Consider the following 23,306-nt stretch of genomic DNA (forward strand, 5'->3'; position numbering starts at 1 on the left):
ATGAAAATAAGTATATATACAAAAGTCTTCCTGGCTATATTAGCTATAGGCATGGGAATTTACTATTACAATCTCAATGATTCAGACAAAAAAATAACCTCCGTGTACATACCGTTATGGAAAAATTTTAAAGATCTTAAGCTAAAAGACAAAAACATTGATATTGCTATTCTCGCCTTTGCCAAAATTAATAAAACCAATGTATATTTTGATCTAGACCCTGCTAAAAATGAGATCATTAAAGAAAATATAAAGAAACTGCAAGCAAATAATAAAAAAACGAGTTTCATACTTGGTGTTGGTGGGTATAAAGCGGACGGATTCTCCGATGCTTCATTGGATGAAAACCGGTACTCCTTTACTGAGAGTATGATCGCAATGGTTAAGGAGTTAGATTTAGATGGGATCGATATAGACTGGGAATATCCAGCCTTTGATTCCTGGAATACGACTAAAGCCCGACCTGAGGATACCAAGAACTTTACTAGTCTAATGAAGGAACTTGATGAAAAATTGGATAGACTCCCGCGTAAAAATAAAAATTACTATTTAACCTTTGCTGCAGGGAATGAAGAGTGGTTCTTCAAAAACGTTGAAGTTAAAAAAGTAGAAAAGTATGTGGATTTCATTAATGTCATGAGCTATGACTTGACTGGAGCTTGGTCAGATACAACAGGGTATAATTCGAATTTATTTATAGATAAGCATAAAAAGAGCAAAACCAGCGTGGATCGTATTATTCATTTATATTTAGATCGTGATGTTGATCCGAGCAAGCTTCTCCTAGGTATTCCAGCTTATTCCTACGGATGGGAGAATGTTAAAAGTGATGTGAATAAGGAGGCCTCATTTTTACTGGGTAAACCTATCAATATCGACAAAGTAGATTTAAGCTACAAGACGATAAAAGAAAAATATATGATCCAAGATGGATTTAAACGATACTTTGACGATACAGCGAAGACGGCCTATTTATATGATGGTGATACTTTTATTACGTATGAAGATAAAGAGGCCTTGCAGGCAAAAGTTAAATATATCAAAGATAAAAAACTGGCTGGTGTCATGGTGTGGGAGTATTCTCAAGACTCTGACGACGGCATTGTTAAGTACTTATCTGATAATCTGAATAAGTAGCAAGTGCTAAATAGAAGAGGAATAGTCTGAAGAGGCTTATTCCTCTTTTTTGTGTTTTCTTTCTTTAGCTATCCTAAAGCTGATTTGAAGTCTATGCCCGAAGTCGTCCGCATCTTTGCTGAACATCATCGTTGTTAAAGCTGTTCATTTCTCCTACGGTAACTCCTCCGAAAGACAGCTTCACTCTTCACCAGATCATGGTTCATTGCGCATTGGCGTGACTTCTGTTCCTTTTAACGGCATAGCCTTTGCATTTGTATCTTCAAAGTATAACGGCAGTCCTTCTGCTAGAATAGGCAAAAGGGTTTGGGTTGGGTCTTGGCGCTGATGATGAATATGCAGGTGGGGTTCTGATGTGGAACCACTATTTCCTACATGTCCAAGCACTTCACCGGCATTGACGTGATCTCCAACTGCAACGGTAACACTATCTTGTTTGAGGTGATTAAGTAATAAGTAGGTTCCCGTCGCATCAATCCTGAGATAAACGTGATTTCCTTCCATGGAAATGAATTTTTCAGTACCTGGCACAATATCAGATTCATCGTCAAAAGCTGCAATAACCGTTCCAGATACCGGTGATAGGACCTTTTGCTTCCAAATTCCGTAATCTTCCAGATTAGTACTTCCTGTATTATAGGGTTCCATGACTAAATCATAGGCCCAACGTTTCGAAGGCCAAGTGGCATGAGGCAGATTATTGTCGGTGGAATCACCACCCCAGCCAACAACTGTTTGCTCAGAAAATGGCCATTTAACTGTGACTGAAGGGTGGACGTTGATTATACGTACAGGATATACCAACTGTATAATATTCATGGTCAGGAGGAAATGTGAAGCTAATAAAGTACATAAAACGAGAGGCATCCATTTATCGGAAATTCTTTTCTTCTTGATAATAGAAACTAATATTAAAAAGATATTTAATAATACTCCTACGAAACCTAGCATTGGGATGATAAATTTAAGTGCCATCCATGCATAGACACCAGGTAAGCCGTTAATCAAAAATACGCAGATCCATGACAGTAATGCTGCAGCTAAAATTGTACTACCTAAATACCCGAATGCTTGAATGATTCTTTTCATATTCGCTCCTAACGTATAAGAAAGTATATAGTAGTTAGACGAATATAACTGGAAAATCACTTCGACTGCTATTATGGATAGTATCACCGCAGGGAAATCTGGAAAACAAACATTTGTACAACTGTAATTGTCTTGTACCGTTCTTTGATGTTGGTAATAGACTATATCAATCTCAGAGAAGGAGTTGATTTAGTTGGCCAACAGTGATATACGTCTTGCTCTTTGGTCGGGTACTAATTTTACCAATCGCAGGATTCGATTCAGACGTGGAGGAGTTGCGGTTCGTGATCTTGGAGCGTTTCGGTTTAACAACGTTCTCTCGAGTTTCCGTCTCAGAAATGTTGTGCAGAGCTCTGAAGTAACGCTTGTACTATTTTCACGAATTAACTTTCAGGGATCGTTCCGTGTGTTCCGTGGCAGCCAAAACGTAGCGAACTTGAATAATTTTAACTTTAACAATGTCACATCTTCGTTTATATTGGTAGGCCGTATCCTTACAAGCTCCGAAATTTCCCAAATTCAAAGCACTGGTAGAGCGCCTCGAGATATCCTCGTAATAAGACAATAATAATGCAAAGGGTGCCCTAGGGCGCCCTTTTTTTATAAATATCAGTAGCACAGGTCAAGTCAAAATATGCACAGAATTTAATATATAACAAGAGAATAGGTGCTGCTCCCGCAAACAATCCTCCTTTAAACTAGATACGTACTTAACAAAATCTGCTAGAGGAGGATTCAAATGCGCAAAAAGGTTATCGGGAGAATTTGCAGTACCGTTATGATTTGTAGTCTGCTTGCAGCAGGCAACGGAACGACCTACGCCAGTGGCGCCAATAACTCTGATGCTCCTACCAACAAATCGGTCAAGAACGTGATCCTGTTTATTACGGATGGGATGAGCTTATCCGATGTGAACTTGGCCAGATGGTATCAAGGAGGGCAGGCGCTTGCGATGGATAAGTATTTCAGTGGGCTGGTGAGAACCTATTCTACGGATTCACTGACCACAGATTCCGCTGCGGGAGCTACGGCTTATGCCACAGGACATAAGGTTAAGAGTGAGACCGTATCCATACTGCCCGACCGAATAACGATGCCGTTTGTGGGTGCAGTTAAGCCAGAGGACGTGAACAAACCTCTGCCTACCATTATGGATGCAGCGAGAATGGCAGGGAAAAGTACAGGAACGGTATTTACTTGTGAATTAACGGATGCGACGCCAGCTACATTTTTAAGTCATGCATACACGCGTGACAATGCGCAGTCTATAGCAGAACAGATGGTCTACAGTGGCGTAGATGTTCTTCTCGGGGGTGGGTCCGGGTATTTGGTACCCGGCAAAGAAGACATTAACCGTAAGGACGGAGAAGATTTAACCAAAATCCTGAAATCAAATGGGTATGAATACGTAACGGATAAAGCAGGTTTAATGAATTCTAAAACGAATAAAATCTGGGGTCTGTTCAACCCTGAAGCACTGGATGCTGATTTTGATCTGAACCCGCAAAAGCAACCGAGCCTTGCTGAAATGACCAAAGTAGCGATAGAGAAGTTGTCGCAGAACGATAATGGTTTTATTCTGATGGTCGAAGCAAGCCAGATTGACTGGTATGGTCATGATAACGATCCGGTGGGGATTATGAGTGAGACATTAGCGTTTGATAAAGCCTTTAAAGCCGCTGTTGACTTTGCAGAAAAAGACGGAAATACAGCAGTCTTGTCCGTTTCGGATCATGCTACTGGCGGGCTCAATATGACGAACTATGATTCCACCAAAGACCTAGTCTCCGTATTGAAGAAAGCGAAACACACCAGTTATTACATTGAAGGCAGTATTAATGAGCACAATTTCAAAAAGGTCCTAGCGGATAATTATGGACTTAGTGATTTAACCAAAGAAGAAGCGGATCAAGTCAGATTAGGAATGAAAGATAACCTTTCGCCGGTCATCGGTAAAATCTTGGGGAGTAAGATAGGCGTAACCTTCTCTACGGATGATCACACATCGGAAGAGGTTGGATTGTTCGCCTACCATCCGGCTAATTATAAACCGACCGATTTCGTGAACAGCGGTGTAATCCAGAATACGGATGTGAATAAGTATATTCAAGAAGTGACCGGACTAAATCTGGCGCAACTTCAGGATACACTGTACGTATCCAGTGATAAATTCAAGGCCAAAGGAGCTACGATCACCCTAGATAAGACCGATAAGACTAATCCGTTGGTTGTAGTGAAAAAAGCAGGCCAAGTTCTCAAGCTGCCTATAGATAAAAACATCGCCATTCTGGATGGCAAAACAACGAAACTCAATGTACTGACAGTAATGATTAAAGATAAAGTGTGGGTTTCACAGGATGCATTGGACTTGATTCTCTAATTATTAGAGTTCATGGCATGATTCTTCGACTAAAAGTTAAAGCGCTTAAACCCGAAAACCCCTTTTTTATGAGGGGTTTTTTGTTGCAGGCTTTGTTCCATAGGTCATCAAGCGCCAAAGCTTTTCTAAGGGTCCCATGGAAAAGAACTTGAACCAGATGGTGCTAAAAATAATTTGAATCATATAAATCAGAACAGCGATGTAAAGAATATCTTTTGGTGAAACGACTTCGAGACCTATCATTGAAATGATTGCCGTCCCTATAATGCTTTGAGCTACATAATTTGTAAATGCCATTTGACCCACCCGTGATATGGGTGTCAGGAATTTCACCATTTGTTTGTTTTCTAATAGTAGAAATAATGTTGTTAAGTAAAACAAAGTGGTTGGAAGTGATCCTAAGCCCGTAACTGAATCTACATTGCTGCTCCCGCTTTGAGAAGCGTTCCAAATCCATAATGAGAAACCAACGAACAAAAGAAATGATGCCATTTGAATCCATCTAATTGGTTTTGATAATTCTTGTATATGTGTCAGCCAACCTGACTTTGCAGTTAAAAAACCGGCTAAAAACATAATAAAGATTTGCATAGCGTCATTAGAAAAAATATCAAGGATAGATGAGACTGCCCCTTGAGACGGTAAAAATATTTTTACCATCAAGGAAATGATGTAAATGGATGTCATACCCATAAGCCACTTTTTAAGTGTAGAAACCGTTGTGTGATAAAAAGGGCTCAGAAACAATCCGATAATGGCGTATACGGGTAGAATGGTTCCCCAAAAGATAAATACATGAATGATTCCCAGCAGCAAGAGGATCAGTAAACGTCTAGCCATACGCCATCTAGGTTTATCTCCCCGGCTTTCGGCTCTTGAGGAGAAAATGTATAGACCTACTCCGAATAGGAATGAAAAAATAGATAAGAACTTTTTTTGTACGAAGATGATTATCAAAGTATTGATGATTCCATTAATGCCACTATAGTCTGGTAAGGGATCTCCTTCCATAATAACTTTAAAGGCTCCAACATTTATCAGCAGAATGCCAAAAAGAGCAAGCCCGCGAATGATGTCGAGTGAAATGATTCTTTCTTTTTGTGAAATCGAGGGATTCATTAATAGTTCTCCTTTGAAAATAGTTTCATTTGCTTAGAAGTCAGTATAAGTGGAGAACCTTACATTAAATTGATGCCAACATTACAGGATCCTTAAATTTGATAAAATGTTCCAACTCCAGTTGAATTAGAATCAGTTTTATGGTTAATATGAATACTAAATAATTATAGGGTGTGAACTAGAAATGTCAGCATATACTCAACCAATCTTTGTGGCGGCGATCTTTTTTGTGGTTTTAGCATTCGCCTTATTTATCCCATGGCTCATTTATACCTATAGAAAGTATAACTATCTGCCATTTTCTACCACGTTAATTTCATTTTCGTTTATTTTTTACTTTCTAGCAGCGTTATTTTTAGTCTTGTTGCCGTTGCCAGAGATACGCGATACTTGTTCACTACAAAAACCGGGCACACAACATTATTCACTTATGCCATTTCAATTTATAGTGAGCACCTTAGGGAATAGTGGTATTGTGTTATCACAGCCTGCAACTTATAGACTGTTATTTAGCCAACCCTCATTCTATCAAGCTTTTTTTAATTTCTTGCTATTATTACCTTTTGGTGTTTATTTGCGATATTTTTTTCAAGACAAGAAACACTGGAAAAAAGCGCTAGCAATCACGTTCTTATTAACATTATTTTATGAGATAACACAGGTAACAGGTATTTACGGGATTTATAATTGCCCTTATCGTATTTTTGATGTGGACGATTTATTGTTGAATACTACCGGCGGGGTACTGGGCTTCTTTATTGCTCCAGCCGTGTTGGCGTTATTCCCATCAAAAAAGAAAATTAATGAGAAAGCAGATAGATTATTGGCTCTTGATGAAGTAAGAGGGATGTCTGTGTTGCTGGCTGTTATTATTGATATATTTATCAGCAACATAGTAGTTAAAGTTGTGTTGAGTATGACCAACGTTAATATGGTTAGTGAATTTATTGCGAGCACAATTACACTTTCTGTAACTTTGTTTATTATTCCATGGATTTGGAATGGATCGACAATCGGTACAAAAATAATGCGTTATCGCTATGACAGTAAAATAAGTCGAGTGGAAACGAACAAGCGATTATTTAAACGCTTTGGTGCCATTTACGCGATGTACTTCATAACAGTCATTGCGAATACTTTGAATAACGTGGAACTATCAATGGATTCTCCATTCTATAAGGCATCTATATTCTTAACGTTAGGTGCAGCATTGACCTCTATCATTTTAACGATCGTGTTGTTCATTCATGTTATATTAGTCGTGTTTGGCAAACAAAAACGCCGCTTTTACTTTGATGAAGCTTCTGATTTATATACAACGAGAAAAAAATGAATTCTTTTCAATCGTAAAGGGGTACTCCGTAGTCTTAAATGGCTACTGGGTACCCTTTTTTTTGGATTTAAGCTTTTTGTAAGGTTGGCATGAATTTGCTGTAAGGTTCACAGCCTATAGTATAAGTATCAGCAAATTATGAGGTGAAATGAATGGAACCATTATTAAAAGTAGAAAACATAAAAAAAGTATACGGGAAGTTAAGTGCTGCTTACACAGCCTTAGAAAACGTGTCTTTTGACATTCATGAAGGTGAGTTTGTAGGGATTATGGGACCTTCGGGCGCTGGAAAATCAACCTTGCTAAATTTGTTAGCAACTATTGATTCCCCAACTGAAGGGAAGATTTATATGAAGAACAAGAGTATTCATGATATGAAGGAAGCAGCCTTGTCAGACTTCAGACGTGAACATCTCGGCTTCATCTTCCAAGATTACAATTTACTCGATTCCTTGACTGTAAAGGAGAACATATTGCTTCCTCTGGCGATTGCTAAAATTCCAGCGAAGAAAATCAATCACCTCGTGACTCAGATTTCTAAAGTATTTGGGATTGAAGATTTACTGGCAAAATATCCTTACCAAATCTCTGGTGGTCAAAAGCAAAGAACCGCTGCGGCTAGAGCGCTCGTGACAGAGCCTGCACTTATTTTGGCTGATGAACCAACAGGTGCGCTTGACTCTAAATCAGCAACAGATTTATTGGAAAGCTTAAGCACTTTAAATGAAAATAACAACTCGACCATTATGATGGTGACTCATGATGCCTTTGCCGCAAGCTTCTGCCGCCGGATCATTTTCATCAAGGATGGTTCATTTTCAACAGAAATATTTCGTCGTGATCAGACACGCAAAGCCTTCTTCCAAGAGATCTTAGATGTTCATGCGGCCATTGGGGGTGAGGTAGATGACGTTATTTAGTCTAGCAAGAAAAAATATAGCCCGAAACTTTTCACAATATTTTTTATATATTGCATCGATGGTGTTTAGTATCATCATTTACTTTACATTTGTGACTTTGAAATATAGCGATACGATAGCAGAACAGACGGCTTCATCCCAAAAACTTGGTTCACTAATGAGTGGGGCGGCAGTCATTCTCATCTTTTTCGTGTTCATATTTATAGCCTATTCCAATTCATTTTTTATGAAAAAACGTAAAAAAGAAGTCGCATTGTATGCGTTGCTAGGGGTACGTAATCGTCAAATAGGCTTTATGCTCTTTTTCGAAAATTTATTGTTAGGATTATTCTCTTTAGTAGTAGGAATTGTACTTGGGTTCCTATGTTCAAAAGGATTTATGACGATTTTGATTCATTTAATGGGTTATGACGTTGTAGCACCCTTTACATTTTCAGCGGCGGCAGCGATGAACACGGCTATCGTATTTCTAGTTATATTCTTAGTAACATCGTTTCAAGGCTATCGCTTGATCTATCAATTTAAGCTGATTGATTTATTTCATGCTTCCAAAAAGGGAGAAGTGGCGCCTAAACCATCTATGATAGTAGCTGTTCTTGGAGTGTTACTCATTGTCTTGGGCTATTGGCTTGCAATGCAGGACCTTTTCACTTCTAAGGTATGGGAAAAAATTGGATTCCCCTTGACTGTATTAATTATTTTAACAACGGTTATTTTGGGTACATTTTTATTGTTCCACAGTGTGACTGGCTTTGTGTTAGCAATGATTAAGAAAAATGAAAGGTGGCTTTGGAAAGGCCTTCATGTCATTACTATTTCGCAGCTGCTCTATCGTATTCGTGGGAACGCACGTACATTAACTGTGATTGCCGTGTTGAGTGCTACGACAGTAACTGCCGGTGGAGCGGTCTATGGCCTTTATTACAATACGAATGACTCGGCGAAAACGATTAATCCGAATACCTTTATGTATCAATCAACAGATGCAGAAATGGACAAGCAAGTGAGTGCTGTAGTATCAGATACAAAATACGATAAAAATATTGAAGCACTATCCATTACGTTTCATACGAAAGAGTTAAACTCGCCATCAACATTCGATAGCTCTGATAAAAGAGAATATACAGTTATCGATGAAAAAACATACAACCAATTAGCAAGTCTACAACATAAAGAAAAATTAGATGTAAAGGACAGCTACGCGGTTATTTTAGATATCGGATATGACAAAAGGTTCTCACCAATATATACAGGAAAAACTATAACAACAGGCAACGGCCATCCTCTCACATTCCAAAGCTTTAAAACACAAAGCGTATTGAATGTAGGTACAGCAGGTATAACCGTGGTAGTCTCGGATGACCAGTATAAAGCGATGCAAAATGATGGGAAAGCGCTGCACTATCGTGTCCTCGGGATAGATGATGCCTCTGTAGATTTATCTCAAAAAATTGAGAATCAATTACCTGAAGAAGCGTTATTTTCAAGTGGTCCACAAGATTACCAAACAAGTTTGGAAGGTGTGGGGTCTCTACTGTTTATCGGAAGTTTCCTTGGTCTAGTATTTCTAGCTGCTACAGGCAGTATCATTTATTTTAAGGTTTTAACAGAGGCAGAAGAGGATAAATCACAGTACAATATGCTGCATAAAATGGGTGTCAGTGCAAAAGAAATGCGAAAATCAATTGCGTCACAGGTATTCGTCATCTTTGTTGTACCGCTTGTAGTAGGGTTATTGCATAGTGTAGTGGCTTTAAAAGCATTCTCTAGTCTACTGATGATAGATTTAGCAAAACCAGTGTTGCTATGGATGATTGCTTATACCGTAATTTACGGGTTGTATTATTTCTTAACCGTAGCTTCTTACAATCGTATTATCACACTAAATAATAGAACAGAAGGATGATTGAGATGAAAAAAATTCTAATTACTATGGGTATTTTGTTTGTTATTGGAGTTGTAGGGGTCTTTGCTATAGCCAAGATTGATTTCAATCGCTTCAATGCTGAAAATTACTACTTACAAATCACAGAGGATGGGGAACCCCATGAATATAAACTGAGCGATGGTTCAGTCATGACCTCTTATTCTTATACACTAGAGGCTACAAATGCCAAAGGTAATACAATTCCACTGGAATTTAATGCACAAAAAAATCTTCGTAAAGGCGCCTACTTGAAAATGTATGTAAAAAAAGGTGATCAAGTCTCCTCATACGATGAAGTGAAATTAGAGGATATTCCGCTAAAGGCACTAAAAAACTAATAGATTGAAGAAGGGCTGTCTCCAATAAAGTAAGTGGAGAACAGCCCTTTTCTCTGCTAATGAGTAGGTAAGTCATTTGTATTATAAAAGTATAGTAATGGTGGTACCGGTATTTTCAACGCTCGTCAAATCGAGTTTCCCCTCATGAGCCCAAATAATATCTCTGGCGATGGCCATACCTAACCCAGTTCCATGCTTACTCGTTGTGTTTGTACCCCGATAGTAGCGTTCGAAAACCTGTTCCAGATCTTTAGCTGGAATACCCTGGCCATTATCAGAAATTGTAATTTGGGTATGCGGACTAATGGTTTCCACTCGAATCTTCACCACAACATTTTCATCGTTATGCACCAGCGCGTTGTAGATAAAGTTAAGGATCGCTCGTTTTAGTAATTTTTTATCTACTTTATGTACGGCTTTAACCATATTTGCCTCAAACTCTATCTGCGGTTCACCAAAGGTCGGGTCATTTAAAAGTTCAATCGTTAATTCTCGTAGAAACTGAACGAGATTCACCTCTTCAAATTGCAGGGATAGCTGGTGATTACGCAAACGTGTCGTTAAATTGAGGTCATCTAACAGATCTTTCATATACATCGATTTACTCTTGATAATTGACGTGTATTCCTGTAATTCTTGGGCTGTTAAATCTGTGGCACTGTCGTTAATAAATTCTGCATAACCTTGAATAGAAGCAAGTGGTGTCTTCATGTCATGTGAAACATTGCTAATCCATTCCTCACGCATTTGATCGAGACGTTTACGTTCCTCTTCATGTCGATCGAGCTTTTCAGATAGTTCATTCATATTACGAAAAACATCTTCATAAACACCTTTGGGAGTAGGCATTTTCTTAAAACGTCGTTCCCTGAGCTGTTGAATACCCTCTATTAATGTATGAAGGGGTGCAGTTAACTTTTTCCCAAATAGAAATCCAATGAGGATTACAATAAGCACATCAACGATTAAAAAAATGAAAAGAAAAACATTAACATCTTTGAAAATTTTAGCGTAGTCATAGGTCATTACGTACCGGCCTATTTTTGGATTATTAATCCCTAAAAAGTAACTGAAATTTTGGGCTTCGCTGACAAAAACCGTCGTGCGTGCATCTAATTCTTTATATTTATACATTTGTACAATTTCAATAGGAGAATACTCTGTTTTCAATTCTTTAGGGGTATAAAAGGCAGCTGCTTGCTCCCCTTGGTCATTCAAGAATTGTACCCAGGCGCTCATTTCTTGTAGTTTTTTGAGACCTTCTTCATTCACAACAGGTTTGCCAGCCTGTAATTCTACGTATTGTGAAAAGGTCCGGCTAAAGGTTTCTGCAGATGCTTCTTCAGTGCCAAAGTTATTATTATTTACCTTTATAACGAATAAGGAAAGGAACAAAATCGCGTTTACAATACCAACGATCACAACAATAGTCATAACCGATCTTAAAAAGCGGAGTGTCAATTTCCATTTCAACTAGTCTCACTCCTTGGTATTTAATTTATAACCTAACCCTTTAACCGTCAAAATAAAGGAAGGATTTGAAGGGTCGGCCTCAATTTTTTCGCGTAAGCGCCGAATATGTACCATCACTGTATTATCGGAACCAAAAAAATCTTCACCCCATACCTGTTCAAACAAGGTTTCTTTGCTTATGATCTGATTCGGATGATGCATGAAACAGCTCATTAAACCGACTTCTTTGGCGGTAAGCACAAGGGGTTCGCCATTCTTTTTTAATTCTGTCTCATTGGCACTGAGCTCAAAGGGGCCCACTTGCAAACTTTTCGGAGCCTTTTTTTCCTCTGTAAAGCCAGCTCTTCTCAGTTGTGCCTTTACCCGATAGGCAACTTCTTTGGGACTGAACGGTTTAGTAATATAATCATCGCCACCTATCGCCAGTCCTAACAGCTTATTAATTTCCTCATCCTTTGCAGACATAAATAAGATCGGTGCATTTGATGTTTCCCGAATTTTTCTGCATAAGTCATATCCTTCTCCATCTGGTAGCATAATATCTAGCAATATAAGCTCAGGATTATACTCCTGAAACTTGTCCCAGCCCTCTGCAACTGTCCCGGCAGTTACAACGTCTGCAATACCTTCTTTATGTAAAACTGCCTTCATCAGACGAGCTAAATCATCTTCATCGTCTATGATTAATACCCATTTATGACTTGCCATTTGTTTTCCTCCAAATCCGTCTTTATGTACATTATTACATTATAAAGGACTCTTTATTTCTTGCGCAAAAAAATCGCAAAAGAAAGGCTTGCATGAAGATGGGTATTACTTAGACGAACATAGCAAAGCAATATTCGGTGATTTATTAAAATTCATTCTAGATATAGCCAAATCAGGTAAGGAGGAAAAATTGTTTCGCCCCCTGCCTTCCATGGCATTGATCGCACTGTATATGGCCCTTTGAAGATGTTCGCTAAAATGATGGAAGAAGGTGAGTTACTGTATTCGCTTGAGCTCGAAGAAGAACTTGCAGACAGCTTTTGGAATGCCATTAGATGGCTTGATTGCAGCTCTGGGCGTTGATTACAGCATATTCCTGATGATGCGGTACAACGAGCTTGAAGGGGATGTTGGATCAAGAATTGAGTGGCATCACGTTATATGGTTGGTGTAGTATTGTCTGCTGCCTTTATTCTAGGAGGCACCTGCGCCGCGTTGATTCCTTCGGGCGTAATGACACTTATACAGGTAGCATTCGTATTAATCATTGCACTATTATTACTAAGTGTAGCGGCCATGCCGGTGTTCTTGACTGCATTAAAGCAGCTTGCTAGCAAATTAAATGGTTCAAGCAACGGTGCTACATCAAAGAATGTAGTTGATAAATCGAGTCATATTTAGACGGCAGTAAAATTTAAAAATACATGCGTTATACGTATGCTGAGAACAATAGAAAGAATCTTCGGGGACCTTTGTGGTCCCTTGTTTCACCATATCAGAAGGTATATAATTATCGACTATACCTTACAACTTTATTACGCTATAATCAACGTAAAGTCACCAGATGATCTAAGAGTAGGATGATTTTAATAGATTAATTAATATTTGCTTTTGATATGCCAAAACGTATTTTGTTATTGAAATAGGTTGTTTATATTGTTTATGATATTATTAAAGGTGTTAATTAAATCTAGAGTAGGTAGATTATGAGTCTAAATGACAACGTATTAATTAAAATTCGTGAGATGCGAGAGAGTTTTACACCAGTTGAACGATTGGTCGGAGATTACATTTTAGAAAATACGGAAGAGATCCCTCATTTGTCGATTAAGGAATTGGCTCAATCGAGTAAGACAAGCGATGCATCTGTCCTTCGTTTCTGTAAGACGATGGGTTACAGCGGATACCGCAATTTTATTGTGAGTATATCGGCATCTTTGGGTTCTCGTGATGAGGATTCAAAGGCTCAATATACAGATATTCAGCCAGGTGATGATCTCTCGACAATTATATCAAATATTTCATTGAATAATTGCAAGTCCATTGAGGATACGCTTAGTGTTATTGATCGAAAAGAAATTACAAGAGCTGTAGAATTACTATGTCATAGTAAGCGAATTGTTTTCTTTGGAATAGGTGCTTCGGGACTCGTTTGTATGGACGGGGAACAGAAGTTCTCTCGAATTAATAAGATGTGTCATGCCTATACAGATGGTCATAGTCAGCTCACGGCAGCAACTTTACTTGAGAAAGATGATGTTGCCATTTTCATTTCTAACTCTGGAGCAACTAGTGATATTATTGATGCACTGGAAATTGCCCAAAAGAATAGAGCGAAATGTATTGCGATTACGAAGTACAATAAAAGTGAGCTTGCGGAGCGGGCGGATATTGTACTGAGCATATCCACACCTGAAATAACAATCCGCAGTGGGGCTATGGGCTCGCGTATTGCGATGCTTACGATCATCGACATATTATTTGCTGGTGTCGCAAGTGCAGAATATGAAGAAGTAAAAACCTACTTAACAAAAACGCATAATATATTAAAGAAAAAACTTAGAAATTAGGTTCTGATAGAATGAATGTGGAGGAAAGCATTGATCATGGATCAATGCTTTCTTTTTTTTGTATTTCATTCACTTCGTATACTTAAATATACTATTTATCAATCCATGTCAGATTATCTACATGATGAATACGTTGATCTAATGAATATAATAAGTAGTTTAATTCAATAATTAATAGCTTGGCACACAATTATGAGGAAGAAAATGAATGGAATCGAAGACGAAACATCATCCGGTTGAACACGGATGATGTAACTTTATGTTTCGTTTGGAGCGACAATCAGCAAATAATACATTTTTTTTAAATCGATTTAACCTTAGAGCCATGGCGATCAAAGCAATTGGTAAAAATTTAAATTGCATCTTGTAAGCGCTTTATAAATGTGGTATAACATAGTGTGTAAGGAATGAAATAAAACATCAGAATTTATTTTCTTTATGAAATTATATTTCAAAATGTATTGACGAAGCGACGGTGTTGTATTAGTATAAGAACATAATAATTGTAAGTTAATCTAACGCGTTTTGTTAATTACATGACAGATTAAGGCTGGGAAGAAGGAGGATGGCTATGAATGACTACCTTGCGGGATTGACAACAGAGGCTGTGAATCCAGACACATTAATGATTGATGAATGTACTACGGAAGAAATGATCCAGTTAATGAATCAACAAGATGCACTGGTCCCCAGAGCTATAGCTGAGGAGATTCCGCAGATTGCAAAGGCGGTAGATATTCTACATCATAGGTTGTCTAATGGTGGAAGAATGTTTTACATAGGAGCTGGCTCATCAGGAAGATTAGGTGTTCTGGATGCTTCCGAATGTCCTCCTACCTTTGGTACAGATCCTTCCTTGGTGCAGGGCTATATTGCTGGTGGTGATATTGCTTTGCGTACTGCGGTTGAAGGCTGTGAAGACGATATGGATGAAGGGATCGCATTAATCGAAAGCATTGGTGTAACAAACAAAGATGTACTTATTGGGATTTCGGCAAGCGGTAGTGCAAACTACGTTATTGCAGCTTTAGCGAAAGCAAAGGAACTTGGAGCAGCCACTATCGGTGTTTGTAACAACAGAGGCTCAAAGTTCGAACCCATTGTAGATGTTTGTATAACACCTGTTGTAGGACCTGAGGTCATTAGCGGTTCGACTCGATTAAAGGCAGGAACTGCTCAGAAGTTGGTGCTTAATATGCTGACAACATGCACAATGGTCAAGTTAGGGAAAACGTACAACAACTTGATGGTTGATCTGAAGGCTAGTAATTTTAAGCTCGTAGATCGCTCGATTCGTATCATCATGAACACGACTGGTGTAGATACATCAACCGCCGCAGAAACACTTGAAAAAGCATCTATGAACTGTAAGCTGGCAATTATGATGATTAAATCGGGGTTAGATGCAAAAGAAGCAGAACAAGTACTTAACGCAAACGGAGGACGCTTGAAACAGGCAATCTCATCATTGGTTTAGGTGTGAAAAGTGGAATAACAGGATGGATGCTATTAATAATTGAGGAGGCTGTTTTCGATGAAAAAAAGATCACGTGGATTAACTCTGTTTTTGTCAGGAATCATGATGGTATCACTATTATCGGCTTGCGGAGGAAACGGAAATAACGCTCCAGCTTCTACAGATTCCGGTAACACAGGAACTAGTAACGGTGGTTCTGAGCCTAAAAAGGATACGATTACAGCACTTTTACCTCCGATATCAGCGAACTATCAAACACGTTTTGCTGATATGGAAAAAGAATTTAATACACTACATCCTAACTTGACTTTGAAAATCGAGCCAGCGAGCTGGGAAGATATGACGCAAAAACTTGATACTCAAGTAAATGCAGGTTCTCCTCCAGATATTGCTTTTATCGGTGCTTCGGGAATTTCGAAATATGCAGCACTTAATGTACTAATCGACCTTAACGGTGCCCTTTCTGATGAAGCCAAGGCAGATTATGACGAAGTTCCATTGAAATATTTCCAACTAGGTGACGCTCAATACGGCCTACCAGCGTATATGGAAATCCACACTATCGGTGGTAACAAACAATTCCTTGAAGAAGCCGGAATTGATTGGAAAAGCATTCAACAAAACGGTTGGACTTATGAAGAGTTCCGTAATGCAATTTCTAAAGGCGTAGTGAAAAATGATAAAGGTGAAACTACTCGTTATGGTTTCGTGTTCGCAACATCTGGTGTAGCATCTAAAGACTATCTAGCTATTCTTGCTAAAACTGCAGGTTTACCAGATTACTTCGATAAAGATCTTAAATATACGTATACAAGCAAAAACTTCTTGGGTCTACTTACATCTATTCGCGAAATGATCAACGATGGTTCTATGCCTAAAGAGCTAAGCTCTATCGATGCTGGTAAACGGTGGAACATGTTCCTAACGGGTCAAACGATGATCACAGGTAAAGGTTTATCTGCATTTGAAAACTCTGCTCGTCTAAACAATGAGAAGATTAAAGCGAACGATGGTTCAGCTGTTGCAGATTCTATTGAAGTTGATTATATTTCACTTCCAGTCCCAACATTCAACGGTGCCGATTATGTCCCTACTTCAATCGTTGATGGTTATATCGCACTTCGTGGTAAAAAAGCTCCATCTGAAGAGCACATCAAAAATATTGCCCTAGCAACGAATTTCTTGTCTTCTGGTTCAATTGCTGCTAACTACAGTAATGAGCTGTTCTTATCACCAATTACTGAATCTGCACGTAATGCAGAAGTACTTGAAAAATTCCCTCGTAACGAAGATAACGTTGCTGCAGGTAAAGCTATGATGGCAAAAGCGCTTCCGGCTCGTACAGATATTCCTACTGATCTGGCTGCTGAAGCATTAAAAATTGAAACAGAAGTTATTATTCCTAAACTACAAGCCTTACTTGCAAATGAGATTGCTCCACAAGAAATGTATGATGCAGTTAAAGCAGCTGCAATTAAATCTTTCGGTAAAGATGGTATTGTAGTTGACTAGTCTGTCGTAGGCTGACATGTGAAAGCTGTGCGTAGCTAGAACGTACAGCTTTCCTTCTAAATTAGCTAGAGCTTGTACTGTTTTTAGAAGAGAGGTGCGACCCAATGAATCAAACGTTGACTAAAAGAAAAAAATTGAAACTCGAAAGTGACTCAGGTTGGGGATACGCGTTTATCGCAGTAGCACTTATTGCGTTTTCTTTATTTACCGCATATCCAGTCATCAATGCTTTTATTATCAGCTTACAAAAATATGGTCCATTAGGATCCACTTTTGTTGGCATGGATAACTTCGTTAACTCGTTTTCAGATGAACTTTTCTGGAAAGCACTGAAAAACACGTTAGTATATACGCTATTAACTGTTCCGTTTAATATTCTTCTATCATTTTTAATTTCAATTTTGATTATTCCTTTCAAGAAAAAAACACAAACGATCTTTAAAGCACTATATTACTTGCCAGCCGTAGCATCTGGTGTAGCGCTTTCTGTTGTGTGGCTGTGGATCTTCGATCCGTTAAAATCAGGTATTGCCAATAAGCTCGTGAGTTTTTTAGGTATTGAAAATCAAAACTGGCTTGGTTCCAGTGCAACTGCAATGTTCTCACTTGTGTTAATGTCATGGTTATCAAGTCATGGTACAGCAATTATTATTTATATAGCCGCATTACTCGCTATTGATAACAGCTATTATGAAGCAGCTGAAATTGACGGGGCGTCTTTCCTGCAAAAGCTTTGGTTTATCGTTGTCCCTTTCCTTAAGCCAACAACGCTATTCCTACTTGTTACTGGTGTTATCGGTTCCTTCCAAGTATTCCAAAACGCTTATCTTATGACAGGCGGTGGACCAGACCATGCAACAACAATGGTAGGTTTGTTAATCTTTAACAATGCGTTCACATATTTTGAGTTTGGTGAGGCAGCGGCACAATCATTAGTTCTAGCAGCGATTATCGGATTTATATCTTTCCTTCAATTCAAGTTTATAGGTAAAGATGTAGAATACTAGGAAAAGGAGCAGAATACTATGGGTTTGTACAACAATAGCTTAAGAAGCAAAGGGTATCTGTTTATACGTAATGGTGCAAACATTACGTTCCTTATCCTATTTGCCGCAGCTACCATATTCCCGATATACTTTATGGTCATCTCCTCGTTCGGTGATCCGGTAGAAGCTGGTGCAATGAGCTATTCTATCCTACCATCGAAGATTTCATTTGAATCTTATAAATTCTTCTTTAACTTCAGCCCACATACATGGGACTGGTTATTGAACTCCTTTATAGTGGCAGCGTGTATCACGGTATCTAACGTATTTTTTGCTACACTTGCTGGATATGCTTTTGCAAAAATGAAATTTAAAGGGAAAAACATTTTGTTCGCTATTTTGCTGGGATCTATGATGATTCCTGTTCAAGTCACTCAGGTTCCACTATATATTTTGATCGTAAACATTTTTGAATTACAAAATACGTACACAGCGTTGATTATGCCGAGCATAGTAACGGTATACAATATCTTCTTGGTTAAGCAGTTCATGTCCTCCATTCCAGGTGAAATTATTGAATCTGCTAAAATCGAAGGTTGTTCCCAGCCTAAAATCTTCTGGTATATCATTATGCCTCTATCTAAAACAATTATGGCAGTACTAGCAATCCTAACGTTCATGGCGGCATGGAATGACTTTTTCTGGCCGTTCCTAGTAACGAATACGATGGATATGCAAACCATTCAGGTCGGCTTGAAAAACTTTCGCTTTGCGAATACAACTTACTTTGCACCGATGATGGCGGGGGCAACCATTTCAGCAGTTCCAATGTTTATTTTGTTCTTCAGTTTACAAAAATACTTCCTTGAAGGGGTAACAGTTGGAGCGGTGAAAGGTTAATGGACAAACAATCAAAAGTTGATGCAACATACTTAGTTGGCTTGATGTCCGGTACATCAGTAGATGGTATTGATGCAGCAGTAGTTAAGCTTTTCCCATCAGCCGAAAAAGAGCATGGAGTAGAGATTGAATTACTGGCTTTTGAAAACACACCTTTTGAGATGCAAGTTAGAAACTCCATATTTGAGCTTTTTGATCCCGCTAGCGCTACGATTGATAAGGTTGGAGCAATGAATATGTGGCTTGGCGAATTATACGCCCAAGCCACATTATCCGTTATAGGGAAATGCGGCCTTTCGCCTTCGCAAATATTCGCAGTAGGATCGCATGGTCAAACAATCTATCATGCTCCGGATGAGAATGTTATGGGCGGTTATAATCTGCATTGTACCGTTCAGATTGGGGATGGTGCAGTTATCGCCAATCGCACAGGAATTCCTTGCGTATCAGACTTTCGAGTTGCTGACATGGCAATGGGTGGACAAGGAGCTCCGTTAGTACCATTTACCGAATACTTATTGTTTAACAATCCAAAGAAAACACTTCTGATGCAAAATATTGGCGGAATAGGCAATGTGACTGTTTTGCCTGTAAATGCCTCACCGGATGAGGTATTTGCTTTTGATACGGGTCCTGGAAATATGATTATCGATGGCCTTGTATCGCAATTATTTGCACCAATGACAATGGATGTTAATGGCGAAATTGGTGCGGGCGGTCAAGTGATTGATGAGTTATTGAAATGGATGCAGCAGGATAAATATTATACGATGCCGTTACCAAAATCGACAGGCAGAGAACGGTTTGGCCAACAATACGTGGCACAAATTATTGAAATGATGAAGGTTAATCACTGGAAAGCAGAAGATGTTGTTGCAACAGCTACGTACTTAACTGCCTGGAGCATCGTCGATAGCTATGAACGGTATATTGCACCGCAGCACCAGGCTGAGCAATTGTTAATTGGCGGCGGTGGAAGCTATAACAAGACGCTTTTGCGTGATTTACAGCACTTATTTGCACCGCATAACGTGCAGGTGCTGACGCAGGAGGATATCGGTGGTAATAGTGATGCTAAGGAAGCAATTGCTTTTGCTCTGCTAGCGTATTACACGATGGAGCGCTTACCAAACAATATCCCGCTAGTAACTGGAGCTTCACAGCCAGTAGTAATGGGCAAAATTTCCTGGCCCTATATTGGACGTTCACAGGAGGCTTAAATGTTGCAAATCAGACCCTTTTCAATTGAAGATCACTCTGCAGTTGTAGAGCTTTGGAATCGTGAGGCTACAAAATATGATTATAAGCCATTTACAGAGCGAGAGTTTCAAGATACATTCATCGACCATCCTTATTTTGACGCTGACTGTATATGGGTAGGCTGTGACGAAAAAGGGATTGTTGGTTTTGCAGCTGGCTGCTGCGGTGACGATCTCCCTCTTGGAGATGTGGCCGGTTATATTACGAGTGTTATTATAGATACCCATGTGGCTTCTCTGGAGCTTTACGATGCTTTTCTATTGCGTTTAGAAGAAAGATTCCAAGAACTTGGGAAAAGACAAGCGGATGTATTGTTTTTCAACCCTGTTAAGCTGAAGTGGAGTATACCAAGTGCACCTCAGCATGAGCATAATAATGCCCCGGGTATCAGTAAGGACCAGCCATTATATGAAGCTTTAATGGCTAGAGGCTACGAAGATCGAGCTACGCAATGCGGCATGTATTTAAAACTCGGAAGCTTTATAGTTCCAGAAGATATTTTAGATAAGGAAACCAATGCAAATAGCAAGGACTATTACATTACGTCCTATGTCCCTGATTTACATACAGGGCTTGAAGCAACGCTTGCTGCCCTGCAAAATCCGCAGTGGAAGAAGGATATTGTTACTTATGTGAAGGTTGACGCACCACTTGTAGTAGCTGTGTACGGCAACGAGGTTGTGGGCTTTGCAGGTCCAATTATTTCACAGTCTAATGGTAGAGCATTTTTTTGCGGTATTGGAGTGCACCCAGAGCATGAGGGTCATGGCCTTGGCAGTGTATTATTTTTCAGAATGGTTGAAGCTTTTCAAAATGTGGGCTGTCAATATATCTCTCTATTCACTGGAAATAATAATCCGGCTCTTCGAATCTATCAAAAAGCGGGCTTTACTATTGAAAAACAATTTTCTATATTGCGGAGGGAACTTTAAAGATGAGCGAAAAATTCACAGTATTAGCAATTGGAGCGCATGTTGGTGATGTGGAACTAGCTTCTGGTGGTGTGCTCGCTAGTCATAGTTTAAAGGGAGATCGCATTGTGACACTAGCGTTAACTGCGGGTGAACGAGGGGTCCCGGCAGGACAGGATATGAAGGAATATCGTCAGCAAAAAGTGAAAGAGGCACAGGTTTTTGCGGATATGCTAGGCGGTGAAGCCATTGTATTCGATGATTATTGTGACGGAGAGTTGCCTGACAATCAAGAAATTCGTATGGAGGTTTGTGATGTAATTCGTCGCGTGAAGCCTAACATTATTATTACACACTGGAAAAACAGTATGCATAAGGACCATGCGCTAACGCATCATATCGTAAATGATGCCCGTTTCTTCGCAAGTCTATCATCCTTTGAACGAGCGCTCCCCGCGCACTTTGCAGCAAGATTATATTACTCCGAAAACTGGGAGGATGCGGTTGATTATGTCCCTTACGTATATGTGGATTTCGATCAAGCGGCATTTGATCTATGGATAGATGCTTTAAGCAAGCATTGGTTTGTGACGAATAGCAAATCTTTCAAATACATGGATTACTATAAAGCACTAGCAGTTGTTCGCGGCTGTGAAGCAAGAAAGACATATGCAGAAGCATTTATGGTGCCTGCTGAAACGGTGAAGGTTAGGCAGTCTAGTCTTTGGTAACTATTCAACTAGCTAAGAGGGAGTGTTTCTATGTATAGCAGGAAACATTCCCTTGTTCTATTCATTTATGCGAAAAAGCAGCTAGGAGGCAGCTTCATATGGTGTTAAATGGGATTGATTCTATAACGAATTATCGTTATTTGTTCGAAGGTAAGCGCGTAGGATTGATTACAGCGCCGACAGGTCTTACGAAGGATTTTGCATCAACGATTACTATACTACATGAAAATTTTAATCTTGCTGCGATGTTTTCACCTGAGCATGGCGTTCGCGGAGATTTGGATGCAGGGGCAGTAGTAGACACTTACATGGATCCTTTTACGAATGTTCCAGTCTATAGCTTGTACCGTAAAGACTCCAAGCGTTTAACAAAAGAAATGCTGAATGAAGTAGACATCATTGTATACGATATTCAAGATGTTGGTGTACGCTATTACACATTTATTTATACGATGCTGTATGCACTTGAAGATTGTGCAAATGCAGGTGTAGAATTTGTTGTTCTTGATCGTGTTAATCCGCTTAACGGGGTAACGGTAGAAGGGAATGTCTTGAAGCCCGGCTTCAAATCATTTGTTGGAAATTACGAGCTAGCCGTGCGATACGGCTTAACAGCAGGTGAGGTAGCAACGATGGCAAATGATCAAATGAATTGGAATGCATCGCTGCATGTCGTTCGTTTGGAAGGCTGGGAACGGAGCATGTCCTTCCCGGATACAGGACTAACTTGGGTTCATCCTTCACTTGGAATGCCACGATATGAAACAGCTTTATTATATACAGGAACATGTTTATTTGAAGGCACGAACTGCTCGGAAGGACGAGGCACAACGTTCCCGTTTGAAATGATTGGTGCTCCGTTCATTCAAGCGCAGCAATTGGCAGATGAGATGAATGCAAAAGGTATCCCGGGTGTGCTTTTTCGTCCAGTTCATTTCAAGCCAACGTCATCTAAACATTGTGGCGAGCTATGCGGCGGGGTACAAATTTACATTACAGATCTCCAAGTGCTGAGGCCTTTAGAAGTTGGGGTAACCTTATTATTTACGATAAGAGATTTGTACGAGCAATTTTCATTCCTGCCTCCTGTGAAGGAGGGCTCTCGTCCATTTATCGATTTGCTGGGGGGAGACAACATGTATCGTACGGAAAATATGCAAGCCAAGCAGCTGCTTGAACAGTTTGCAGCGGAAAGCAAGCAGTTTGCAGAAATAACACAGCAGTATCATTTATATCGCTAGAGGAAGGTGAATAA

At 39.3% G+C, this 23,306-nt stretch carries 21 protein-coding genes and 1 pseudogene; 18 read left to right on the forward strand and 4 right to left on the reverse strand.

The window, feature by feature from the left end:
- The gene (locus NSQ29_RS07255; RefSeq protein ID WP_341126740.1) at positions 1 to 1,137 is read left to right on the forward strand and encodes a glycoside hydrolase family 18 protein; all 1,137 of its coding nucleotides are present in this window, start codon (positions 1 to 3) and stop codon (positions 1,135 to 1,137) included.
- 195 nt (positions 1,138 to 1,332) lie between these two features.
- Here NSQ29_RS07255 and NSQ29_RS07260 read toward each other — a convergent pair whose 3' ends face one another.
- Positions 1,333 to 2,226: a M23 family metallopeptidase gene (locus tag NSQ29_RS07260; protein ID WP_341124698.1), complete on the reverse strand. Its 894-nt coding sequence runs from the start codon at positions 2,224 to 2,226 to the stop codon at positions 1,333 to 1,335.
- A 193-nt stretch (positions 2,227 to 2,419) separates the two neighbouring features.
- On the opposite strand from NSQ29_RS07260, the gene NSQ29_RS07265 reads away from it, so the two are divergent.
- The gene (locus tag NSQ29_RS07265; RefSeq protein ID WP_339265795.1) at positions 2,420 to 2,794 is read left to right on the forward strand and encodes a hypothetical protein; all 375 of its coding nucleotides are present in this window, start codon (positions 2,420 to 2,422) and stop codon (positions 2,792 to 2,794) included.
- Between the two features lie 171 nt (positions 2,795 to 2,965).
- Positions 2,966 to 4,606 (forward strand): alkaline phosphatase, encoded by a 1,641-nt coding sequence (locus tag NSQ29_RS07270; RefSeq protein WP_341124699.1) that lies wholly within the window; start codon positions 2,966 to 2,968, stop codon positions 4,604 to 4,606.
- Positions 4,607 to 4,672: 66 nt separating this feature from the next.
- Here the strand turns inward: NSQ29_RS07270 and NSQ29_RS07275 are convergent, their stop codons facing one another.
- Complete coding sequence (locus NSQ29_RS07275; protein ID WP_341124700.1) at positions 4,673 to 5,725, reverse strand: DUF418 domain-containing protein; 1,053 nt, start codon at positions 5,723 to 5,725, stop codon at positions 4,673 to 4,675.
- A 184-nt stretch (positions 5,726 to 5,909) separates the two neighbouring features.
- On the opposite strand from NSQ29_RS07275, the gene NSQ29_RS07280 reads away from it, so the two are divergent.
- The 4 genes from NSQ29_RS07280 to NSQ29_RS07295 all read left to right on the forward strand — a co-directional run bounded on the left by NSQ29_RS07280 (position 5,910) and on the right by NSQ29_RS07295 (position 10,243).
- Complete coding sequence (locus NSQ29_RS07280; RefSeq protein WP_339265789.1) at positions 5,910 to 7,058, forward strand: VanZ family protein; 1,149 nt, start codon at positions 5,910 to 5,912, stop codon at positions 7,056 to 7,058.
- Positions 7,059 to 7,210: 152 nt separating this feature from the next.
- Positions 7,211 to 7,978, forward strand: a complete 768-nt coding sequence (locus NSQ29_RS07285; protein WP_042189627.1) for an ABC transporter ATP-binding protein — start codon at positions 7,211 to 7,213, stop codon at positions 7,976 to 7,978.
- The gene (locus NSQ29_RS07290; RefSeq protein ID WP_341124701.1) at positions 7,965 to 9,884 is read left to right on the forward strand and encodes an ABC transporter permease; all 1,920 of its coding nucleotides are present in this window, start codon (positions 7,965 to 7,967) and stop codon (positions 9,882 to 9,884) included. The genes NSQ29_RS07285 and NSQ29_RS07290 overlap by 14 nt, the downstream gene beginning before the upstream one ends.
- A 5-nt stretch (positions 9,885 to 9,889) precedes the next feature.
- On the forward strand, positions 9,890 to 10,243 hold the full coding sequence (locus NSQ29_RS07295; protein WP_341124702.1) for a YxeA family protein: 354 nt from the start codon (positions 9,890 to 9,892) through the stop codon (positions 10,241 to 10,243).
- 81 nt (positions 10,244 to 10,324) lie between these two features.
- On the opposite strand, the gene NSQ29_RS07300 is transcribed toward NSQ29_RS07295, so the two are convergent.
- Both NSQ29_RS07300 and NSQ29_RS07305 read right to left on the reverse strand, forming a co-directional pair.
- Positions 10,325 to 11,716, reverse strand: coding sequence for a sensor histidine kinase (locus tag NSQ29_RS07300; RefSeq protein WP_341124703.1), 1,392 nt, complete (start codon positions 11,714 to 11,716; stop codon positions 10,325 to 10,327).
- Between the two features lie 6 nt (positions 11,717 to 11,722).
- Positions 11,723 to 12,424, reverse strand: a complete 702-nt coding sequence (locus NSQ29_RS07305) for a response regulator transcription factor (RefSeq protein WP_076299296.1) — start codon at positions 12,422 to 12,424, stop codon at positions 11,723 to 11,725.
- Between the two features lie 88 nt (positions 12,425 to 12,512).
- Here NSQ29_RS07305 and NSQ29_RS31500 point away from each other — a divergent pair, with 88 nt between their 5' ends.
- From NSQ29_RS31500 to NSQ29_RS07355, 11 genes and pseudogenes are all read left to right on the forward strand, one after another.
- A complete protein-coding gene (locus tag NSQ29_RS31500; RefSeq protein ID WP_445164874.1) occupies positions 12,513 to 12,668 on the forward strand; it encodes a hypothetical protein in 156 nt (51 codons plus the stop codon).
- A 96-nt stretch (positions 12,669 to 12,764) separates the two neighbouring features.
- Positions 12,765 to 13,105, forward strand: a pseudogene (locus NSQ29_RS07310) (MMPL family transporter); the annotation flags it as partial.
- A gap of 305 nt (positions 13,106 to 13,410) precedes the next feature.
- The gene (locus tag NSQ29_RS07315) at positions 13,411 to 14,274 is read left to right on the forward strand and encodes a MurR/RpiR family transcriptional regulator (protein WP_060622962.1); all 864 of its coding nucleotides are present in this window, start codon (positions 13,411 to 13,413) and stop codon (positions 14,272 to 14,274) included.
- A gap of 571 nt (positions 14,275 to 14,845) precedes the next feature.
- Entirely contained in the window at positions 14,846 to 15,751 is a 906-nt protein-coding gene (gene murQ, locus NSQ29_RS07320) for an N-acetylmuramic acid 6-phosphate etherase (protein WP_042189612.1), read from the forward strand.
- 57 nt (positions 15,752 to 15,808) lie between these two features.
- Positions 15,809 to 17,263: an ABC transporter substrate-binding protein gene (locus NSQ29_RS07325; protein WP_036688723.1), complete on the forward strand. Its 1,455-nt coding sequence runs from the start codon at positions 15,809 to 15,811 to the stop codon at positions 17,261 to 17,263.
- Positions 17,264 to 17,367: 104 nt separating this feature from the next.
- Positions 17,368 to 18,270: a carbohydrate ABC transporter permease gene (locus NSQ29_RS07330; RefSeq protein WP_060622964.1), complete on the forward strand. Its 903-nt coding sequence runs from the start codon at positions 17,368 to 17,370 to the stop codon at positions 18,268 to 18,270.
- A gap of 18 nt (positions 18,271 to 18,288) precedes the next feature.
- Positions 18,289 to 19,149, forward strand: a complete 861-nt coding sequence (locus NSQ29_RS07335; RefSeq protein WP_036688719.1) for a carbohydrate ABC transporter permease — start codon at positions 18,289 to 18,291, stop codon at positions 19,147 to 19,149.
- Complete coding sequence (locus tag NSQ29_RS07340) at positions 19,149 to 20,369, forward strand: anhydro-N-acetylmuramic acid kinase (protein WP_341124704.1); 1,221 nt, start codon at positions 19,149 to 19,151, stop codon at positions 20,367 to 20,369. The genes NSQ29_RS07335 and NSQ29_RS07340 overlap by 1 nt, the downstream gene beginning before the upstream one ends.
- Positions 20,370 to 21,341, forward strand: a complete 972-nt coding sequence (locus NSQ29_RS07345; protein WP_341124705.1) for a GNAT family N-acetyltransferase — start codon at positions 20,370 to 20,372, stop codon at positions 21,339 to 21,341.
- A gap of 2 nt (positions 21,342 to 21,343) precedes the next feature.
- The gene (locus NSQ29_RS07350) at positions 21,344 to 22,051 is read left to right on the forward strand and encodes a PIG-L deacetylase family protein (protein WP_076106428.1); all 708 of its coding nucleotides are present in this window, start codon (positions 21,344 to 21,346) and stop codon (positions 22,049 to 22,051) included.
- A gap of 98 nt (positions 22,052 to 22,149) precedes the next feature.
- The gene (locus NSQ29_RS07355) at positions 22,150 to 23,292 is read left to right on the forward strand and encodes an exo-beta-N-acetylmuramidase NamZ family protein (RefSeq protein ID WP_076141025.1); all 1,143 of its coding nucleotides are present in this window, start codon (positions 22,150 to 22,152) and stop codon (positions 23,290 to 23,292) included.
- Positions 23,293 to 23,306 lie beyond the last annotated feature (14 nt).

Source organism: Paenibacillus sp. FSL F4-0236, assembly GCF_038000135.1.
Lineage (GTDB): Bacteria > Bacillota > Bacilli > Paenibacillales > Paenibacillaceae > Paenibacillus_AQ.